General features: G+C 64.5%; 8 protein-coding genes and 1 other RNA gene. 2 read left to right on the top strand and 7 right to left on the bottom strand.

What is annotated here, in order from left to right; genetic code table 11:
- Window positions 1-6 precede the first annotated feature (6 nt).
- The 3 genes from ABQU90_RS18985 to speA form a co-directional block, all read right to left on the bottom strand.
- Entirely contained in the window at window positions 7-1,338 is a 1,332-nt protein-coding gene (locus tag ABQU90_RS18985) for a glycosyltransferase (protein WP_323523387.1), read from the bottom strand.
- Window positions 1,331-5,311, bottom strand: a complete 3,981-nt coding sequence (locus ABQU90_RS18980; protein ID WP_323523386.1) for a non-ribosomal peptide synthetase — start codon at window positions 5,309-5,311, stop codon at window positions 1,331-1,333. The genes ABQU90_RS18985 and ABQU90_RS18980 overlap by 8 nt, the downstream gene beginning before the upstream one ends.
- Before the next feature lie 1,102 nt (window positions 5,312-6,413).
- The gene (speA, locus tag ABQU90_RS18975; protein WP_055847359.1) at window positions 6,414-8,300 is read right to left on the bottom strand and encodes an arginine decarboxylase; all 1,887 of its coding nucleotides are present in this window, start codon (window positions 8,298-8,300) and stop codon (window positions 6,414-6,416) included.
- Window positions 8,301-8,529: 229 nt separating this feature from the next.
- Between speA and speE the strand changes: the two genes are divergently transcribed.
- Entirely contained in the window at window positions 8,530-9,387 is an 858-nt protein-coding gene (gene speE / locus ABQU90_RS18970; RefSeq protein WP_115559232.1) for a polyamine aminopropyltransferase, read from the top strand.
- Window positions 9,388-9,769: 382 nt separating this feature from the next.
- On the opposite strand, the gene ABQU90_RS18965 is transcribed toward speE, so the two are convergent.
- Both ABQU90_RS18965 and ABQU90_RS18960 read right to left on the bottom strand, forming a co-directional pair.
- On the bottom strand, window positions 9,770-10,375 hold the full coding sequence (locus ABQU90_RS18965; protein WP_323523385.1) for a PH domain-containing protein: 606 nt from the start codon (window positions 10,373-10,375) through the stop codon (window positions 9,770-9,772).
- Window positions 10,376-10,565: 190 nt separating this feature from the next.
- Window positions 10,566-11,378, bottom strand: a complete 813-nt coding sequence (locus tag ABQU90_RS18960) for a hypothetical protein (RefSeq protein ID WP_323523384.1) — start codon at window positions 11,376-11,378, stop codon at window positions 10,566-10,568.
- Window positions 11,379-11,992: 614 nt separating this feature from the next.
- Here ABQU90_RS18960 and ABQU90_RS18955 point away from each other — a divergent pair.
- Window positions 11,993-12,649: a phosphotransferase gene (locus ABQU90_RS18955; protein WP_323523383.1), complete on the top strand. Its 657-nt coding sequence runs from the start codon at window positions 11,993-11,995 to the stop codon at window positions 12,647-12,649.
- Window positions 12,650-12,660: 11 nt separating this feature from the next.
- On the opposite strand, the gene ABQU90_RS18950 is transcribed toward ABQU90_RS18955, so the two are convergent.
- Together ABQU90_RS18950 and ABQU90_RS18945 are read right to left on the bottom strand one after the other, a co-directional pair.
- Window positions 12,661-12,736: non-coding RNA, sX9 sRNA (locus ABQU90_RS18950), on the bottom strand.
- Window positions 12,737-12,814: 78 nt separating this feature from the next.
- Window positions 12,815-14,785: a glycoside hydrolase family 84 protein gene (locus ABQU90_RS18945; protein WP_323523382.1), complete on the bottom strand. Its 1,971-nt coding sequence runs from the start codon at window positions 14,783-14,785 to the stop codon at window positions 12,815-12,817.
- Between the last annotated feature and the right edge of the window lie 554 nt (window positions 14,786-15,339).

The raw sequence follows: 15,339 nt of genomic DNA, 5'->3' as shown, positions 1-15,339 counted from the left end.
TCGGCCTCAGGCCATCGCCGCCTGCGCAATCCGTGTCACCGGCGCTGCCGTGTTCAACAGCCCCCAGGCTTCCAGTTGATCGACCGCGTTGCGCACGCCGTCTTCGTCGCGAATGCGCTGGCCCAGCGCGCGTGCCGCCGCGCGCATGGTCGGCGTGCTGGCCTGGCGCAGGGCTTCGGCCAGCGTCTCCGGCTGCAAGCCGACACGCGCCAGCGCTGGCGGCGCTACGCCACGTCCGGCCATGCAATACGCCCAGAACGGTTGGTCGTAGCCGAACGGCAACACTACCGACGGAATCCCCGCCGTCAGCGCCGCGCCGGTGGTGCCGGCGCCGCCGTGATGCACGGCCGCCGTCACGCGAGGAAACAACCAATCGTGCGGCGCCTGTTCCAGATGGAAGAAGCGCTCGGCGTCATCCGCAGCCGCGGTGTCGGTCGCCGCCAGCCCGCCCCAGCCACTGGCCAGCAATGCGCGTTGACCGGTCAGGCGCACGGCAGCCTTGACCGTGGCGGTGAGCTGCATCGCATCGCTGCTGGGCATGCTACCGAAGCCGATATACAGCGGCGGCGGCCCGGCCTGCAGAAACGCCTGCAACGCGGCCGGCGGTTGCCACTGCGGCTGCGGCAGTTGCCAGAATCCGCAGATCTGCGCGCGTTGCGGCCAGTCCGGCGGACGTGGGCACAGCTGCGCGCTGTAGCCGTAGATCACACGTATCGCGGTGCGGTCCGGACCACGCCACGGATACGCCGGCAGCCCCAGCGCCGGACGCACGATGTCGTTGAGCGCAGGGCGCATGAATTGCCAGCCGGCAAACCGCACCGCGTGGTGCAGGGCTACATTCACCCGCCCGGGCAGACGCACATTGGGCATCATCATCAACGGCAGATGGCGCGAGGCGGTGAGCGGTTGCAGTTGCGCGAAGCACACCGGCAGCCCAAAGGCCTGACCCAGGCTATGCGCCAGAAAACTTGCGCTGCCGACGCCCAGGATCAAGCCGGCATCGGCGCACGCCGCCCTGCCCTGCGCTGCCCAATCGGGCGCCCAGCTCAGCAGCTGCGCGCGCAAGGTGCCCCAGATGCCACGCCAGCCGCCGCGCATTTCTGCGACATCTGGGTTGCCTTGCAGCAATTTCTGGTGGTCGCCGCTGAGCGGGAAAAACTCCAGACCGTTGGCGCGAATCAGCGCTTCGAAGTTGCTACTGGTCAGTACCCGCACCGTATAACCGCGCTGCTGCAAACCGCGTCCCAGCGCGATGATCGGGCGCACATCGCCGTGCGTGCCCAGGGTGGCGATCACGATCGGGCGGTTGGCTGCAGCGGATGTAAGAGACTCAGGCATATTCGGTCACCCCGTCGTTGGCACTGGCGATGCGGATATTGCGATGCGACACCTGTGCGCTGGCATCGTGCAGCAGTGCACACAGCGTTGCCGAGTGCGCGGCCGACAGCATCGAGTGGTGGTCGCTGTCCAGGGCGTGCAGGTGCAGCGTGCGCACATAGGGACGCCATGCCTGCGGCCGGTAATCCACCCACTGCGCATCGTCCCCACCGGAGCTCATCCGCACGGCTGCTTCGACAAACAGCACATCCTGATTCAATGCGCGGGGACGGTGGCGTCGCGCCAGATGCAGGTGATGCTGGGTCACCGCGCCCAGGTCGTCCAGCAGCGTGGGGCGTTGCTCCAGCAATTGACGCACCGCCGGCACATCGTTCAGTCCGTAGTGATCGCACAACAGACTGGCCAGCTGCGCCACCGTGGTCGGCATCGGTTGGTCGTGCGCCAGTGTCAGCCCGAGCGCATGCACCGATGCGCGCACGTTTTCCGCTTCGGGCAAGGCGGCGGCCTGCTCCAGGTGCGGATAGCTGTCGAGCATCGCCAGCAGTTCGACCTGTTCGCCAAGATCGTGCAGCTCGGCAGCGATGGCGTGCGCGATCAAGCCGCCCAACGACCAGCCCATCAAGCGGTACGGGCCATGCGGCTGCACGCTACGCAGACGCGCCAGGTAGTCGCGGGCGATCCCTTCGATGCTTTCCGAGCGGTGCTGCGGGTCGCTCAATCCCGGCGACTGCAACACGTACACCGGCCACTGCGGATCGAGCTGGCCAAGCAAGGTGAGATACGACCAGCCCAGGCCGATGACCGGATGGATGCAGAACAACGGCGTGGCACCCGCGCTGCCGGCACGCAGCGGCAACAGCACGCTCAGCGGGTCGTTCGTTGTCTGCGCGCTGCGCTTGATCACTTCGGACAGACCGGCAATCGTCGGCGCATGGAACAGCGCGCCCAAGGGCAGGTCGACGCCGAACAATTGCGGGAAACGTGCGGCCATTTCCGCCGCACGCAGCGAGTCGCCACCGAGCTCGAAGAAATTATCGTCCACCCCCACCACCTCGATGCCCAGCACTTCCTGCAACAGGGCTGCAAGCTGCTGCTCGAGTGCGTCGCGCGGCGCCACATGCGCAAGCTTGGGCAACGCGCCCGGTGCAGGCAATGCGCGGCGATCCAGCTTGCCATTGGCTGTCAGCGGCAACGCCGGCAATGGCATCCACAGGCTCGGAATCATCGCCGCCGGCAAACGCTGCTGCAGATGGGCGCGCAGCAATTCGCTCGACGGCGTGTTGCCATGCTTGCCCACGACGTAGGCGAGCAGCTGCACGGCGTTGTCGCCATCGCTGTGCGCAACCACCGCTACCTGTGCCACCTGCGCATGCAGCAGCAGCGCATTTTCGATTTCCGCCGGCTCCACGCGGTGACCGCGGATCTTCAGTTGCGCATCTGCGCGGCCGATGAATTCCAGCAAGCCGTCACGGCGCTGACGCACGCGGTCGCCGGTGCGGTACATGCTGCTGCCGTCATTGGCGAACGGGTCGCGCAGGAAGCGCTCGCTGGTGAGTTGGCGCTTGCCGCGATAGCCCTTGGCCACGCCCGCGCCGCCGATATAGAGCTCACCGACCGCACCGGTCGGCAAGGGTTGCCGCTGCGCATCCAGCACGTAAACGCGCGTATTGAGCAGCGGCCTGCCGATCGGCGGTGCGGTGGCATCGGCCAACTGCAGCGGCATGATGGTCGACCAGATAGTGGTTTCGGTTGGTCCGTACAACTGGGTCAGGCGCCCGACCCGGCTCAGCAATTGCGTCGCCAACTCGGGCACCAAGGCCTCACCACCGACCAGCGCATGGATGCGATCCAGCGACAGATCCTGATTGGCAAGCAGGATGCGCCACAGCGACGGCGTGGCCTGCACCAGACTGATCTGCTCGTGGGCAATCAGGCGCGACAGACCGCGTGGGTCGTGACTGATGCCGGCCGGTGCGATGACCACGCGGGCACCCACCAGCAACGGCAGATACAGCTCCAGCCCGGAGATATCGAAGGTGATGGTGGTGACCGCCAGCACGCGGTCGCGCGGACGCAACGCCAGCTCGTGGTCCATCGCATGCAGGAAATTGAACAGGTTGCGATGGCTGATCTCCACGCCCTTGGGCGTGCCGGTGGAGCCGGAGGTGTACAGCACATAGGCCGTCCCATCCGGGGTCGCCATCGGGGCGATCGCCGCTGGCAAATGCGCCGGGCGCGGGTCCAGCCACACCATGCCGCCGAGCAGATAGCGCTCGCACAATGCCGGCTCGCAGACCAGCGCAATGGCGCCGGAATCGTTGAGCATCTGCCGATTGCGCGCCGCCGGGCTTTCCGGATCCAGCGGCAGATAGGCCGCGCCGCTCCACATGATGGCCAGCAGGGCCACCAGCAGATGCTCGCTGCGCGGCAATGCGACCGCAACCACATCGCCGGGACGCACCCCATCGGCCACCCACTGCGCAGCGATCCGCGAGGCGAGCTCGCACAGCGTGGCGTAATCCAGCGTGCGGTTGTCGTATTGCACGACAACGGCCGCAGGCATCATCTCGGCACGCTGCAACATGCCGTGCAACAACGTGGCAGCTTCCGGCAACGGCGCGGCGGTGTGATTCCAGGTGTGCAGCAAACGGTGGCGCTCTTCATCGCCCAGCACGTCCACCTCGCCCAGCGCGCATTCCGGGTTTGCCAGCACGGCATCGGCCAGATGGGTCAGACGGCGGCAGTGTTCGGCCAGCTCGTCGCTGTCGTACAACGCCGGATTGGCGTCCAGATCGAAGCGCAGGGCCGCGCCGTCGCCACGCTCGTAGCAGAAGATGGTCAGATCGTCGGCCGGGCCGTTGCACAGGTTATGCGGTATCGCATATGCCTCGCCAAATCGCAGGGCGTAATCGAAGGCTTCGATATTGACGGCAAGGCGTGCGAACTTCTGGTCGATGCCGAACATGCCGATGTCGCGACGTACGTCCTCGAAGCGATATTGCTGATGCCGCAAGGCATGCCTGACCACCGACGCGACCTGTGCAAACAACGCATGGATCGGCTGCTGCGGGTCCATCTTCAGACGCAGCGAGATCACATTGGCCACCAGCCCGGCGGTCTGCCGGTAGCGCGCATTGATGCGGCCGGTCACCGGCATTGCCAGCACCAGATCTTCGGCACCGGTACAGCGGTAGTAATAGGCGGCGATCAGCGAGATCAGCATCTGCGGCAAGCTGGCGCCGTAGTGCTTACCCATCGCCCGCAGACGCACCACCTGCTGCGGCGAAAACTGCCCGGTGCCGCGCAACAGCCCGGTGGACAGATGATTGCCGGGGCGTGCAAGGGTTGCCGGCGGCGGCAGATCGGCCAGCTGCTGCATCCAGTACTCGCGATCGCGCTGGAAGCGGTCGGAGGCGCGGTACTGCTGCTCCATCTCGACCAGCGACAACGCGCTGCCGTACTGCGCAGGTTCCGGCTCCAGCTCTGCGGCGTACGCGTTATATAGCACCGACATGCGCTGCATCATGATCGATGCGCAATAGCCGTCCATCACCAGATGGCTGACGCACTGCACCCACATATGATGATCTTCGCCGAGCCGAAACACCGCGCAATGCCACAACGGCCCATGCTCCAGGTCTTCCGGTTGACGGATTTGTTCGTCCACCCAGTGCTCGGCGGCATTGCGCGGCGCGGGATCTTCGCTGACGTTGAAGAAAGGAACCGGCGCGGTGTACTCGGGCAGGATCACCTGCTGCGGCACGCCATCGTGCTCCACGATGCACAGCCGCAGCGTGTCGAACTCGCGCGCCAGCTGCAGGGTGGCGCGGATCAATAGCGCAGGGTCCAGCGGACCAAACATTTCCAGCGCTTCCGACAGCATCAAGGTGTTGTCGGTATGCAACTTGCTGGCCACCCACAGGCCGCGTTGCGCTCTGGTCAAGGGAAACAGTGGGGCGACATCGGCGTGCATTGCAAGCATCCTTTTGTGTGGCGCGCGGTCGCCCGGCGGACCCTGGCCGCGTTGCGGTCACAGTGACGCCGGATCAGCACCTAAGTAATAAAACGCAAGATAGAAAGCACCATCGACTGTCGGCAGATGCCGGCAATACACGGTGGAAACGCACAATGGGCACGCACAACGAGGCGACAGGCACAATCGAAACTTCGACGTGCAGATGTCTGATTAGAGCAACTTGTATCCCGACAAGTTAAACGAACACTAACAATTCGTTCGCGGGCAGAACCGTGCAAAAATCACGAATTGCATGTGATGTGCAAAAATTTTTAACCGAAGTGTGATTTCAACTAGTGTTCTGCATGCATAGCGGCAGGCAAATGCGATGCGACAACGATCCGCATTGGAAGAAAACACCGCGAATACAGCACCCAATGCGCAAACGCTCTGCGCCCGGCAGCGAACAGACGCTGCGCTTATCGCGTTACTCGCAGCGAGCACCGCGCATAAGACCAGTGCGCGCGCCAGCGTTGATACACCTGCATTTCGTGCGAATCACTGCGTAAAACAGCGGGTATTTGGCAACACGCGCCAGCTGCAACGGCGGCGCATGACGTGCAGATCACTTGAGCGCAACGAAGGAGGGGATGCGGCGTTCGCGCCACCTCTAAGGATCGCAACGCATAAGACCAGTGCACATGCCAGCGTTGATGCGCCTGCGTATTATGCAAATCACTGCATGAAACACGGTGTTTTCTGCAGCAACGCTGCCGGTGGTCGCACGATCACGCAAGCGTCGTCTGCTTGTCATCGGCATGCAGCGTCGCCGCGTTTTGCTGATGTGGCGCTGCGCAGATCGCAGCCCATGGTGCGGCTGAGCTTGCCTGGTACGGGCTTACGCCTAGCTGCCATCAAGACAGCCAAGACGGCTGCCTGGCGGCCAGCTATGCGGTCAGGGTCACGTGCGACGCGGCGGACGCCGGTCGCAGCATTGCGCCGTTGGGCAGCGCCACGGGCGAGCGCGCTGCGTGCACTTCTGCGGTGGCAGCGCGTGAAGCAGATTGGTTGAAAACAGGATCAACGCGCTGCGGCAAAGGCCCGCAGCGCGCGCCATGCATCAGCCCAAGGGTTCGTCGGACAGATAGGTATAGCCGGTCAGGCCGGCCTCCAGGGCGTCGTGCAGTTCCTGTGCGCGCGCGGGTGGCAGTTGCGCTGCAGCGATGCGTTCGGCATAGGTCGCGCGCAGCGTCTCCAGCTGATACCCCACGTAATCCAGCATCACATCGGTGGTATCGCCGCGACGCTGCTGCACGATGCGATAGCCATCGCCGTCCACGGCCACTTCCACCGCATCGGTATCACCGAATAGGTTATGGATATCACCCAGGATTTCCTGGTAGGCACCGACCAGGAAAAACCCAATGCGGTAGCTCTCGCCCGGATTCAACGCATGCAGCGGCATCGAGCTGTCCAGGCTTTCGTTCTCGACATAGGTCTTGACCATGCCGTCCGAATCGCAGGTCATGTCGGCGATGATGCCGCGCCGCTGCGGCGCTTCGTTCAAGCGTTCGATCGGCACGATCGGAAACACCTGATCGATCGCCCACACGTCCGGGATCGATTCGAACACGCTGAAGTTGACGAAGTACTTGTCCACCAGCCGCTCGTTGAGCTCATCCAGCACCGGGCGGTGGCTCTTCTCATCGAAACTCAGCCGCGCCCGCACGCCATGCGCGATGGCATAGAACAGGTCGTCGATACGTGCGCGGTGGGTCAGGTCGATCTGGCCCAGTGCGTAGGCGCTCAAGCCTTCGGCGTGGAAGTGCTGGGCTTCCTGGAACAGTTCCACCGCCGGGCGCACATCGAGCTCGTCGTGGATCTCGCGCAGGTGGCGAATCGCCGCCGGCTCGTCGTCGTGCGCATCCGGCACGCGGCCTTCCTGGGCCTGCTCCACTTCGGACACGTTGGCGATCAGCACCGCATGGTGCGCGGTCATCGCGCGGCCGCATTCGGTGACGATGCGCGGCGGGGTCAGGCCGTGTTCTTCGCAAGCGCTGGCCAGCGGCTGCACGATATTGCTGGCGTACGAATGCAGGCCGTAATTGATCGAACAATAGCTGCGCGAACGCGTGCCTTCGTAGTCGATGCCCAAACCGCCGCCGACATCCACATGGCTGATCTTGGCGCCCAGCCGCGACAGTTCCACGAAATAACGCGTGGCCTCACGCATGCCATTGGCGATGTCGCGCACGTTGGAAATCTGCGAGCCCATATGGAAGTGCAGCAGCTGCAGGCTATCGGCGTACTCGGTGTCGCGCAGCGTCTTCCACAGGTCCAGCACCTGACGCGGCGACAACCCGAACTTGGCCTTGTCGCCACCGCTGTTCTGCCACTTGCCCGCGCCCAGCGACGCCAGCCGCATGCGCACGCCAAGGCCCGGCTTGACGTCCAGCGCGCGCGCTTCTTCCAGCACCAGCTTCAGCTCGGAGGGTTTCTCGATGACGATGAAGGTCTGCAGGCCGAGCTTGCGCCCGATCAGCGCCAGGCGGATGTATTCGCGGTCCTTGTAGCCGTTGCAGACGATCAGCCCGCCCGGACGCGACAGCGCCAGCACCGCCATCAGCTCCGGCTTGCTGCCCGCTTCCAGCCCGAAGCCGTCGCCGTGATGGCTGGCCAGGGTACCGGCCACGCCGCGGTGCTGGTTGACCTTGATCGGGTACACGGCCGTGTAGCCGCCGGCGTAGTCCCACTCCGCTTGCGCCTGCGCAAAGGCCGCCTGCAGCTTGCCCAGGCGCTGGCCCAGGATGTCGGGGAAGCGCACCAGCAGCGGCAGCTTGGCGCCAGCCGCGCGCGCGGCGTCCACCACCTCGGGCAGCGACACCGATGGGCCGTCGACGGTAGGCGTGACCACGATGTGTCCGGCGGCGTTCACATCGAAATACCCATCGGCCCAGTGCGGGATCGAGTAGGTCTTGCGGGCTTGGTCGAGGGACCAATCGCTCATTTCGTTGTCTCGGCAGGGGCAAAAGGGCGTGAATTGTAACGCCTGACATGCAGACGGTCCGTTACAATCCGCGCCGACTTAACGCCCCTCTCCTGCTGGAGCGGGGTGGTCTGCGGGGTCGGCCACCGCGCAGTTTGGCTGCACGCGGCTGCGCCCTCCCCCTCATCCGGCGCTTTGCGCCACCTTCTCCCGGTGGGAGCAGGGACAGCCCCTTCTTTTAGGACTTTGCATGAGCGCCAACGACAACTGGTACATCGAACACTTCCAGCCGACCGGCTCGGCGATTGGTTTTCGCATCAGCGGCAAGCTGGACGAGGTGCAGTCCCCGTTCCAGAAGATCGAGATCTACCAGACCACCGATTGGGGCAAGCTGATGCTCATCGACGGCGCGGTGATGCTCACCACTCGCGACAATTTTTTCTATCACGAGATGATCAGCCACCCGGCGTTGTTCACCCACGCCGCGCCCAAGCGCGTGGTGATCATCGGCGGCGGCGACTGCGGCACGCTGCGCGAGGTGCTCAAGCACCCGGGCGTGGAAAGCGCCACCCAGTGCGATATCGATGAGCAGGTCACGCGCATGTCGGAGAAGTATTTCCCCGAGTTGTGCGACTCCAACCACGACGCACGCGCCGAGCTGTTGTTCGACGATGGCGTGGCCTACATGGCCAATTGCCCGGCCGGCAGCGTGGACATCGTGATCGTCGATTCCACCGACCCGGTGGGCCCGGCCGAAGGCCTGTTCAATAAGGCGTTCTACGACAGCTGCTTCAAGGCGCTGAAGGACGACGGCATCCTGGTGCAGCAGTCCGAATCGCCGCTGGCGCTGCTGGACCTGATCAACGAAATGCGCACCGAAATGGGCAAGGCCGGCTTCCAGTCGTTCAAGACACTGCCGTTCCCGCAGCCGTGCTACCCCACCGGCTGGTGGAGCGTGACCATGGCCAGCAAGCAGCCCAAGGCCGACTTCGCTTTCCGCCAGGCCGATGCGCAGGCCAAGGGCTTCGACACGCTGTATTACACCGCCCATCTGCATACCGGCGTGCTGGTGTCACCGCCGTTCGTGGCCAAGGCGCTGGGCGAGTAAGGCAGCCCGACCACCGCGAGCGCGGCATTACGCTTGCGGTGGTCGTTGATTGAACGATCCGCAGCCATCGCTTCGATGACGGCGCTGCCAAACCTGGTCGCGCTGGTGGGAAGTTCGTTGCGATGAGGTAACCGTTGCAACGACGGTTGAGCGCACTGCATTGCGCCAGCGCAGCGGCGCGACGAAGCGCGGATGACAACACTGCTGCGCTCACTGACAGGCCGCGGCGCGTTCGCCGCGCGCAATCGGTCTCTGCCGTGCGTCCAGGCCGATTCCGAGGGTGCCGTCCGTCTCCACATCACGCCGGCTACTTATCAGCCGCTTCAAGGCCTACGCCGACGGCCTCGCGTGTCCGCTCAAGCATGCGCGCAGAGCACGCAGCTCATAGCCGCGCCAATACCTCGGCCTTCTTGACATCAAATTCCTGTTGGGTGACCAGCCCGGCATCCAGCAATTGCTTCAACTTGCCCAGCACCTGCACCGGGTCGTCTATCGCCAGCGGTTGCGCTGCCGGGGACGCTTGCAGGTGCGCTGGCGGCGCATGCACCACCACGCCACCGGCCGCCACGCGCAGTTTTTCGATTTCCAGCTGCTGACGTTTTTCGTAGGCCACCTCTTCCACCTGCTGCGCGTAGGCGTAGATGCGTCGCGCCTGCCGCTTGGGCAGGCTGTCGATCGCCGCGATACGGCCTTGCACGGTGCGACAGGTGATGGTGGCGCCCAGCATTTGCTCGCTCAGGTGCACATCCTGGACATCGCGCCAGGGGAAATCCTGGAACGTCATGCCAAACAGGGTTGGCCGCACCACGATGAATCGACGGTTGGTCAGCACCACCGCATCGGGCGACAGATTCATCACCATCTTTTTCTGGATCCCGAGATAGGCGACCTGCTCGTCTGCGGTCAACAGCTCGGTCACCTTGGGCAGGATCTTGCCGGCGGCCACCGGGTCCTGTTCGTCTGTCAACAACTGCGCCACTGCGTTCATCTGCTCTCACCACCGGCTGATCACCGCGTTGCGCACGACACTACAGCAAGCTGCATGGACGCCTCTGCAACGCAAGCTGGCCAGCTGAGGCACGCGTGCTACGCGTGTCCAGATATCGCTGTCAGGATGCGTCGCCGGAACGCAAAAGAGCGGACGTTGCCGTCCGCCCTTTTGCGAGCATCCACTTCACTCAGAAGCGGACTTCGGCGCCGACGTTGAACACATCCGCGCGATTGATGGTGATGTCTTCGTCGGAATCGTAGTAGTCGTTGGCATAGAGATAGTTCGTATAGAGCACGCTCAAACTCGCATGCCGGCCAATATCTACGCCTAATCCGGCACCGGCATACCCGCCGGAAACCCGTTCATTGGATTCGCCATTGGAGTTGGCCGACCAGTAGCCTAGGCGCACCACGGCGAACAGTGGACTGTCGCCAAAGTTGAAACGTGCCATGGCGCCCAGACTTCCGAACTCAACGCTAGGGACGTAGGCGCCGTCGTGATCACTGATACGGGCCAGCTTCCCAACTGCCGCCTCAATGCCGACCAGCGTCGCCGGACCCGCCCTCCAACGATAGCCTGCGTTGAAGCCGAGCATGTCTTGTTCGATGCCTTCGTACACTTTGCCCTGACCACCCTGCACGCCCAGAAAAACGCCGCTCTTCAGACGTTGATCCTCTTCGCGCGGCATTGGCAGCACATAGGCCGGTGCAGGCGGCGCATCCACCGCAGGCGTCTGCGTCGTGACGGTGGCAAATCCGCCAGTCTCTTCGGCCACATTTGCGCTTCCGCTTCCACCGACGGCCGTCGGAGCGCCGCCGTTGCCGGCGTGCGAGGGCCGCGACAGCGGCGCGGCCGGTGCAGAGTTGCCCTGCGTGCCTGCCTGCGGTTGCGTTTGCTGTTTCCGGTAGCTATCCCAGCCGCGCGACAACGATTGCGCCGAGGTCTGTGCCGTGACGCCAAGCGCCGTGCAGGCCAACAGCAGTGTTGCAGTCTTTTTCATCGCATTCCCCATGAAGTGATCCTCCCTCGTTCCCGCATCCGTGCGCACGCAGGCGGACCCGACAGCGTCTGGAAGTGGCGCAGTTGCCGTCATCTTTCCGGGAGCGTCCCCGCATCACTGCACTGCCCAAGGCAGCGGCCGTGGCACATCGGCGTGGATGTGCGCGACGCGCGCGTGATGCAGCCCCCTGACCGCAGCGCGCACAGTGTCTGGAGTCTCATTGCCTGTCAAGAAGCGCTGAGACGCGCGTCGACAGACGGTCCGCCGGAGTGCGGCTTTGACGTGTTCCAAACCGAGGCTGACAACCCCGCCAACCGATCGCCACCTCCCGTCCCGGTCTCGCGCGGATGGCGACTGGGCGGCTATGTCGCACGTGCCGGCACCTGCGGAGTGGCGCTTCCGCAGCGCGCGGCAGCCCAGTGGTTTTGGAAGGAACTGAGCGCTTCAACCGACTGAATTGCAAGGGCGTTCCATGTCCGGAACATTTCATTTGTTAAACAAATGTAATTTCAATACTCGCAAGTTCTAAAATTGCGTGACCCCGATCCCTTGTGATCCCCTTGGACCTGCGTCACGCGTGACACCTCCGCGCCGCCAGGGTCCGGAGAACTGTCATGCATTACCAACCGCTGGATGTGTCCAGCCTGCAGGTCGTCACTCCCGTGTTGCTCAAACAGGGCACACGGCTGCTCGAGCCCAATGTCTACCGCACCCATCTGGACGGGCAACTGGCCGTGGTCAAGGACTACGGCCGTTATCGCCGCACGCTGCTGGCACCCATCGCAAGGCTGATGGTCCGCCATGAAGCGCGCATGCTGCGCCGCCTGCACGGCTGGCGACATGCCCCGGCCCTGCTCGGTACGTTGGGCGGCCTGGCGCTGGGGATGGAGTTCATTCCCGGCGACACGCTCAGCGCCAGTGCGGTGGTGGGCCAGGAGGTCTTCCAGCAATTGCAGCAGGCGCTGCGTCGCCTGCATGCGTTCGGCATCACCCACAACGATCTGCACGGCACCAACGTGGTGGTCAGTGCCGGGGTGCCGGTGCTGATCGATTTCACCTCGGCGTGGCGGATCCCGCGCTGGCTGCGGCGCGGCACGGTGGCACGCCAACTGCAACGCAGCGACGTGGCCAATTTCCAGAAGATGCGCCAGCGCCTGGCCGGGATCGCACCCACCGCCGACGAGGCCGCACGCAGCGCCGAGCCGGGCTGGGTGCGTGGCCTGCGCGGTGGCTGGAAGCGGCTGTATCGCCGCCTCAAACGCGACGCGTAACAGCTAAGAGCGGCTCACAAAACCTAGTGGGCAGTCGTCAGGTAGGTGCGTACGGCGCGGAGCAACCGGAGTGTCCGAGTGGTACATGCCACACCGCGCGCGCCACGTCCGCCTGGCGGTGAGCACCGTCGTGTTGTTGGCTACTCTTAATCGCCAGCAGCGCCGTCAGTGCTCTACCGCTGCCGATCCGGCTGGCACCTTGTAGGCGATCAGCGTCGGTGCGTCTGCCACGAAGCGGTCGAGCACCCCATCGGCAATCTTGACCGGCCCGCCGAAGCGCGTGGCGCCGGGAATCGAGGGGACGGCCGCGGCCTTGGCGGCCACTGCGGCAGCATCGGCAAACAACGCCGGCGCTGCGGTATCGCCGCGATTGGCCGCATCCAGGCCGGCGGCGGTCTGCTGCAGCGCGCGGCCCCAGCTTTCCATCGCGTCGAGCCAGGGGCGCGATTGTTCGGCAAAGCCCTTGTCGGTTACACCGTCGCGAATGATCTGAGGCGCAGCGGCGATGTCGTCGGCGGTACGCGCCAGCATTGCAATGGCCTGACTACGCGCCGTGGCATCGCCCAACGCGATCGCCTCGCGCACCTGGTCGAGCACGGCCTTCAGACGCGGCGCCTGCTCCTGCCACGGCTGGCTGCCAAAGGTGGGCGCCAGATGCTGGGTATCGAAGAAGGTGAGCAATGCCGCCGTCACGCGCGCATCGCCACCGGCCAGATCGCGCGCTGCCGCATGCCAGGTGCGCTGCGCGTCGTAGCCTTTGTCGTTCCACGCGAACGCAGTCAGCCCCATCACTGCGACGCGGCTGGGCACTTCCTGGTTCATCGGGTTGGAGACGATGCCGGACAACTCGGCCGACAGCCCGGCCTCGCGGCGCGCATACGGCGCCATCAACAAGCGGCCGGCGGAAGTTTCGAAATCGTTGACCGGGTAGTTATCCCACAGCAGCGTCTTGCGCCCGAATGCCTTGGTCGCCGCGCGCGCATCGGGAATAGAAATGGCTGGCGGCACCACGTCGGTGCCGGTCCACTGCACCACGATCTTTGGGTCCAGATGCTTACGCAGCGCCTCCTTGTACGGGCTTTCCTTGGCGTCGAAATACTCGGTCGGCACCATGATCAGCTCCGACGCAGCAGCGTGGCGGGCGACCAGATCGGCCTGCACCAGATTGAGCAGATGCGACTGCGCGATGCCCGCCGCCTGCGCACCGGACTCGCCGAAGGTGGTCTTGTCGCGCTCGCAGTTCCACTTGGTGTATTCGATATCGTCCAACGCCACATAGAAGCTGCGCACGCCAAGCGCGCGGAACGCATCGAACTTGCGCAGCAACGCCTTGGCGTCGGCCGGATCGGAAAAACAAACACTCGGCCCGGGCGAAATCGCATAGACGAAATCGACATGGTTGCGCTTGGCGGTGGCCGCCAACGTGCCCAGCGCCTTCAAGGTCGCTTTGGGGTACGGATCGCGCCAACGGTCGCGCGCGTACGGGTCGTCCTTGGGGCTGTAGATGTAGGTGTTGGCCTTGGTGCGCGCCAGAAAATCGATGTGCTTGCTGCGGTCGGCCATCGACCACGGCGCACCGTAAAAACCTTCGATCGTGCCGCGGATCGGCATGGCCGGGTAATCCTGGATAACCAGCGCCGGGATGGCCGGCCGCTCAAGCAACTGACGCAGGGTCTGCACGGCATGGAACAGGCCATCGCTGTCGTGGCCGGCCAGCGTGATCAGGCTGCCGCCGCCCAGCGCAACGCTGGTCAACGTATAGCCTTCGGTATGTGTGTCCTGCGTGGCCTTGCTGCGCGTCAGTGCATCGCGCACCACCGCCGCCTCGCCGGTGCCAATGACGATATGCGGGCGATCGAGCGTGGTCGGCAGGCGCGATGCGGTGGCGATCTTGCTGACGCCGGCCGACCCGAGCAGGCTGCGCACCAACGCGACCGAGGCCGGGTCCGCGCCCGGCGCGACGACCAGCACCACCGACCGGCCCAAGCTGATCGTCTGCCCATCCAGCACGATCGATACCGGGGTCGGAAACAGCGCCGGCTGAGTGACCGGCTCGGCCAGCGCAGGGGCGGTCAGTCCCACTGCCACCAAGACCGAGAGCAGGCGCAAGCCCGACTTCCTGTTGCGTCGCTTCATGTCCGAACTCCGGTATTGGAATGGTATTACGGCATAGAGTAGGCAAGTCGCTGCGTGGCGACAAGCGTGGCTTGGTCTTAGAGGTTCCAGCCTGGTTTTGGCCGCGATTGTTATGAGCGAATGCGCCGTCCGGACCGAAAGGAACTAGGCGCGCCGGCCATGAGCTGCGGTATTGAAATGGTATGAAACGCGGGGCGATTGGCTTAGTCAGGACCATGGTTGCGGTAGCAGCGAGTCCACATCAAGCGACGGCGAGACGGCCATATCGCCGAATGAAGCATGGGCGTACTCGACGCTCCACCAGCGCGCGGGGGCCATGACGAGAGCTGCCAAGACGCCACGCTGGCGTCGGAACCGACCTGAGTCCGTGGCACATCGGATGTAGCGGTCGCGCGGTCAGGCTCGCATGCGGCCCACCATGACAGGCGCAGGGCAGTTATCCCCACCGTTCCGTTTTGCCCCTAACGCGTCATCGCCGCATGCATCATTCGATCGGCGCGTGTGGTGTAGGCGTCGCAGAAGTCCTGATGCACGCGTCGACAGCGCCAGCACTT

This window comes from Xanthomonas sp. WHRI 10207, from assembly GCF_040202975.1.
GTDB lineage: Bacteria > Pseudomonadota > Gammaproteobacteria > Xanthomonadales > Xanthomonadaceae > Xanthomonas.
Note: the sequence above shows the minus strand (reverse complement) of the source record. Positions and strands in the feature narration are given on the sequence as shown.

Coding starts and splice junctions, on each gene's coding strand:
- ABQU90_RS18945 (WP_323523382.1), bottom strand. CDS start 14,785: ATGAAGCGACGCAACAGGAAGTCGGGCTTGCGCCTGCTCTCGGTCTTG.
- speE (WP_115559232.1), top strand. CDS start 8,530: ATGAGCGCCAACGACAACTGGTACATCGAACACTTCCAGCCGACCGGC.
- ABQU90_RS18965 (WP_323523385.1), bottom strand. CDS start 10,375: ATGAACGCAGTGGCGCAGTTGTTGACAGACGAACAGGACCCGGTGGCC.
- ABQU90_RS18955 (WP_323523383.1), top strand. CDS start 11,993: ATGCATTACCAACCGCTGGATGTGTCCAGCCTGCAGGTCGTCACTCCC.
- ABQU90_RS18980 (WP_323523386.1), bottom strand. CDS start 5,311: ATGCACGCCGATGTCGCCCCACTGTTTCCCTTGACCAGAGCGCAACGC.
- speA (WP_055847359.1), bottom strand. CDS start 8,300: ATGAGCGATTGGTCCCTCGACCAAGCCCGCAAGACCTACTCGATCCCG.
- ABQU90_RS18985 (WP_323523387.1), bottom strand. CDS start 1,338: ATGCCTGAGTCTCTTACATCCGCTGCAGCCAACCGCCCGATCGTGATC.
- ABQU90_RS18960 (WP_323523384.1), bottom strand. CDS start 11,378: ATGAAAAAGACTGCAACACTGCTGTTGGCCTGCACGGCGCTTGGCGTC.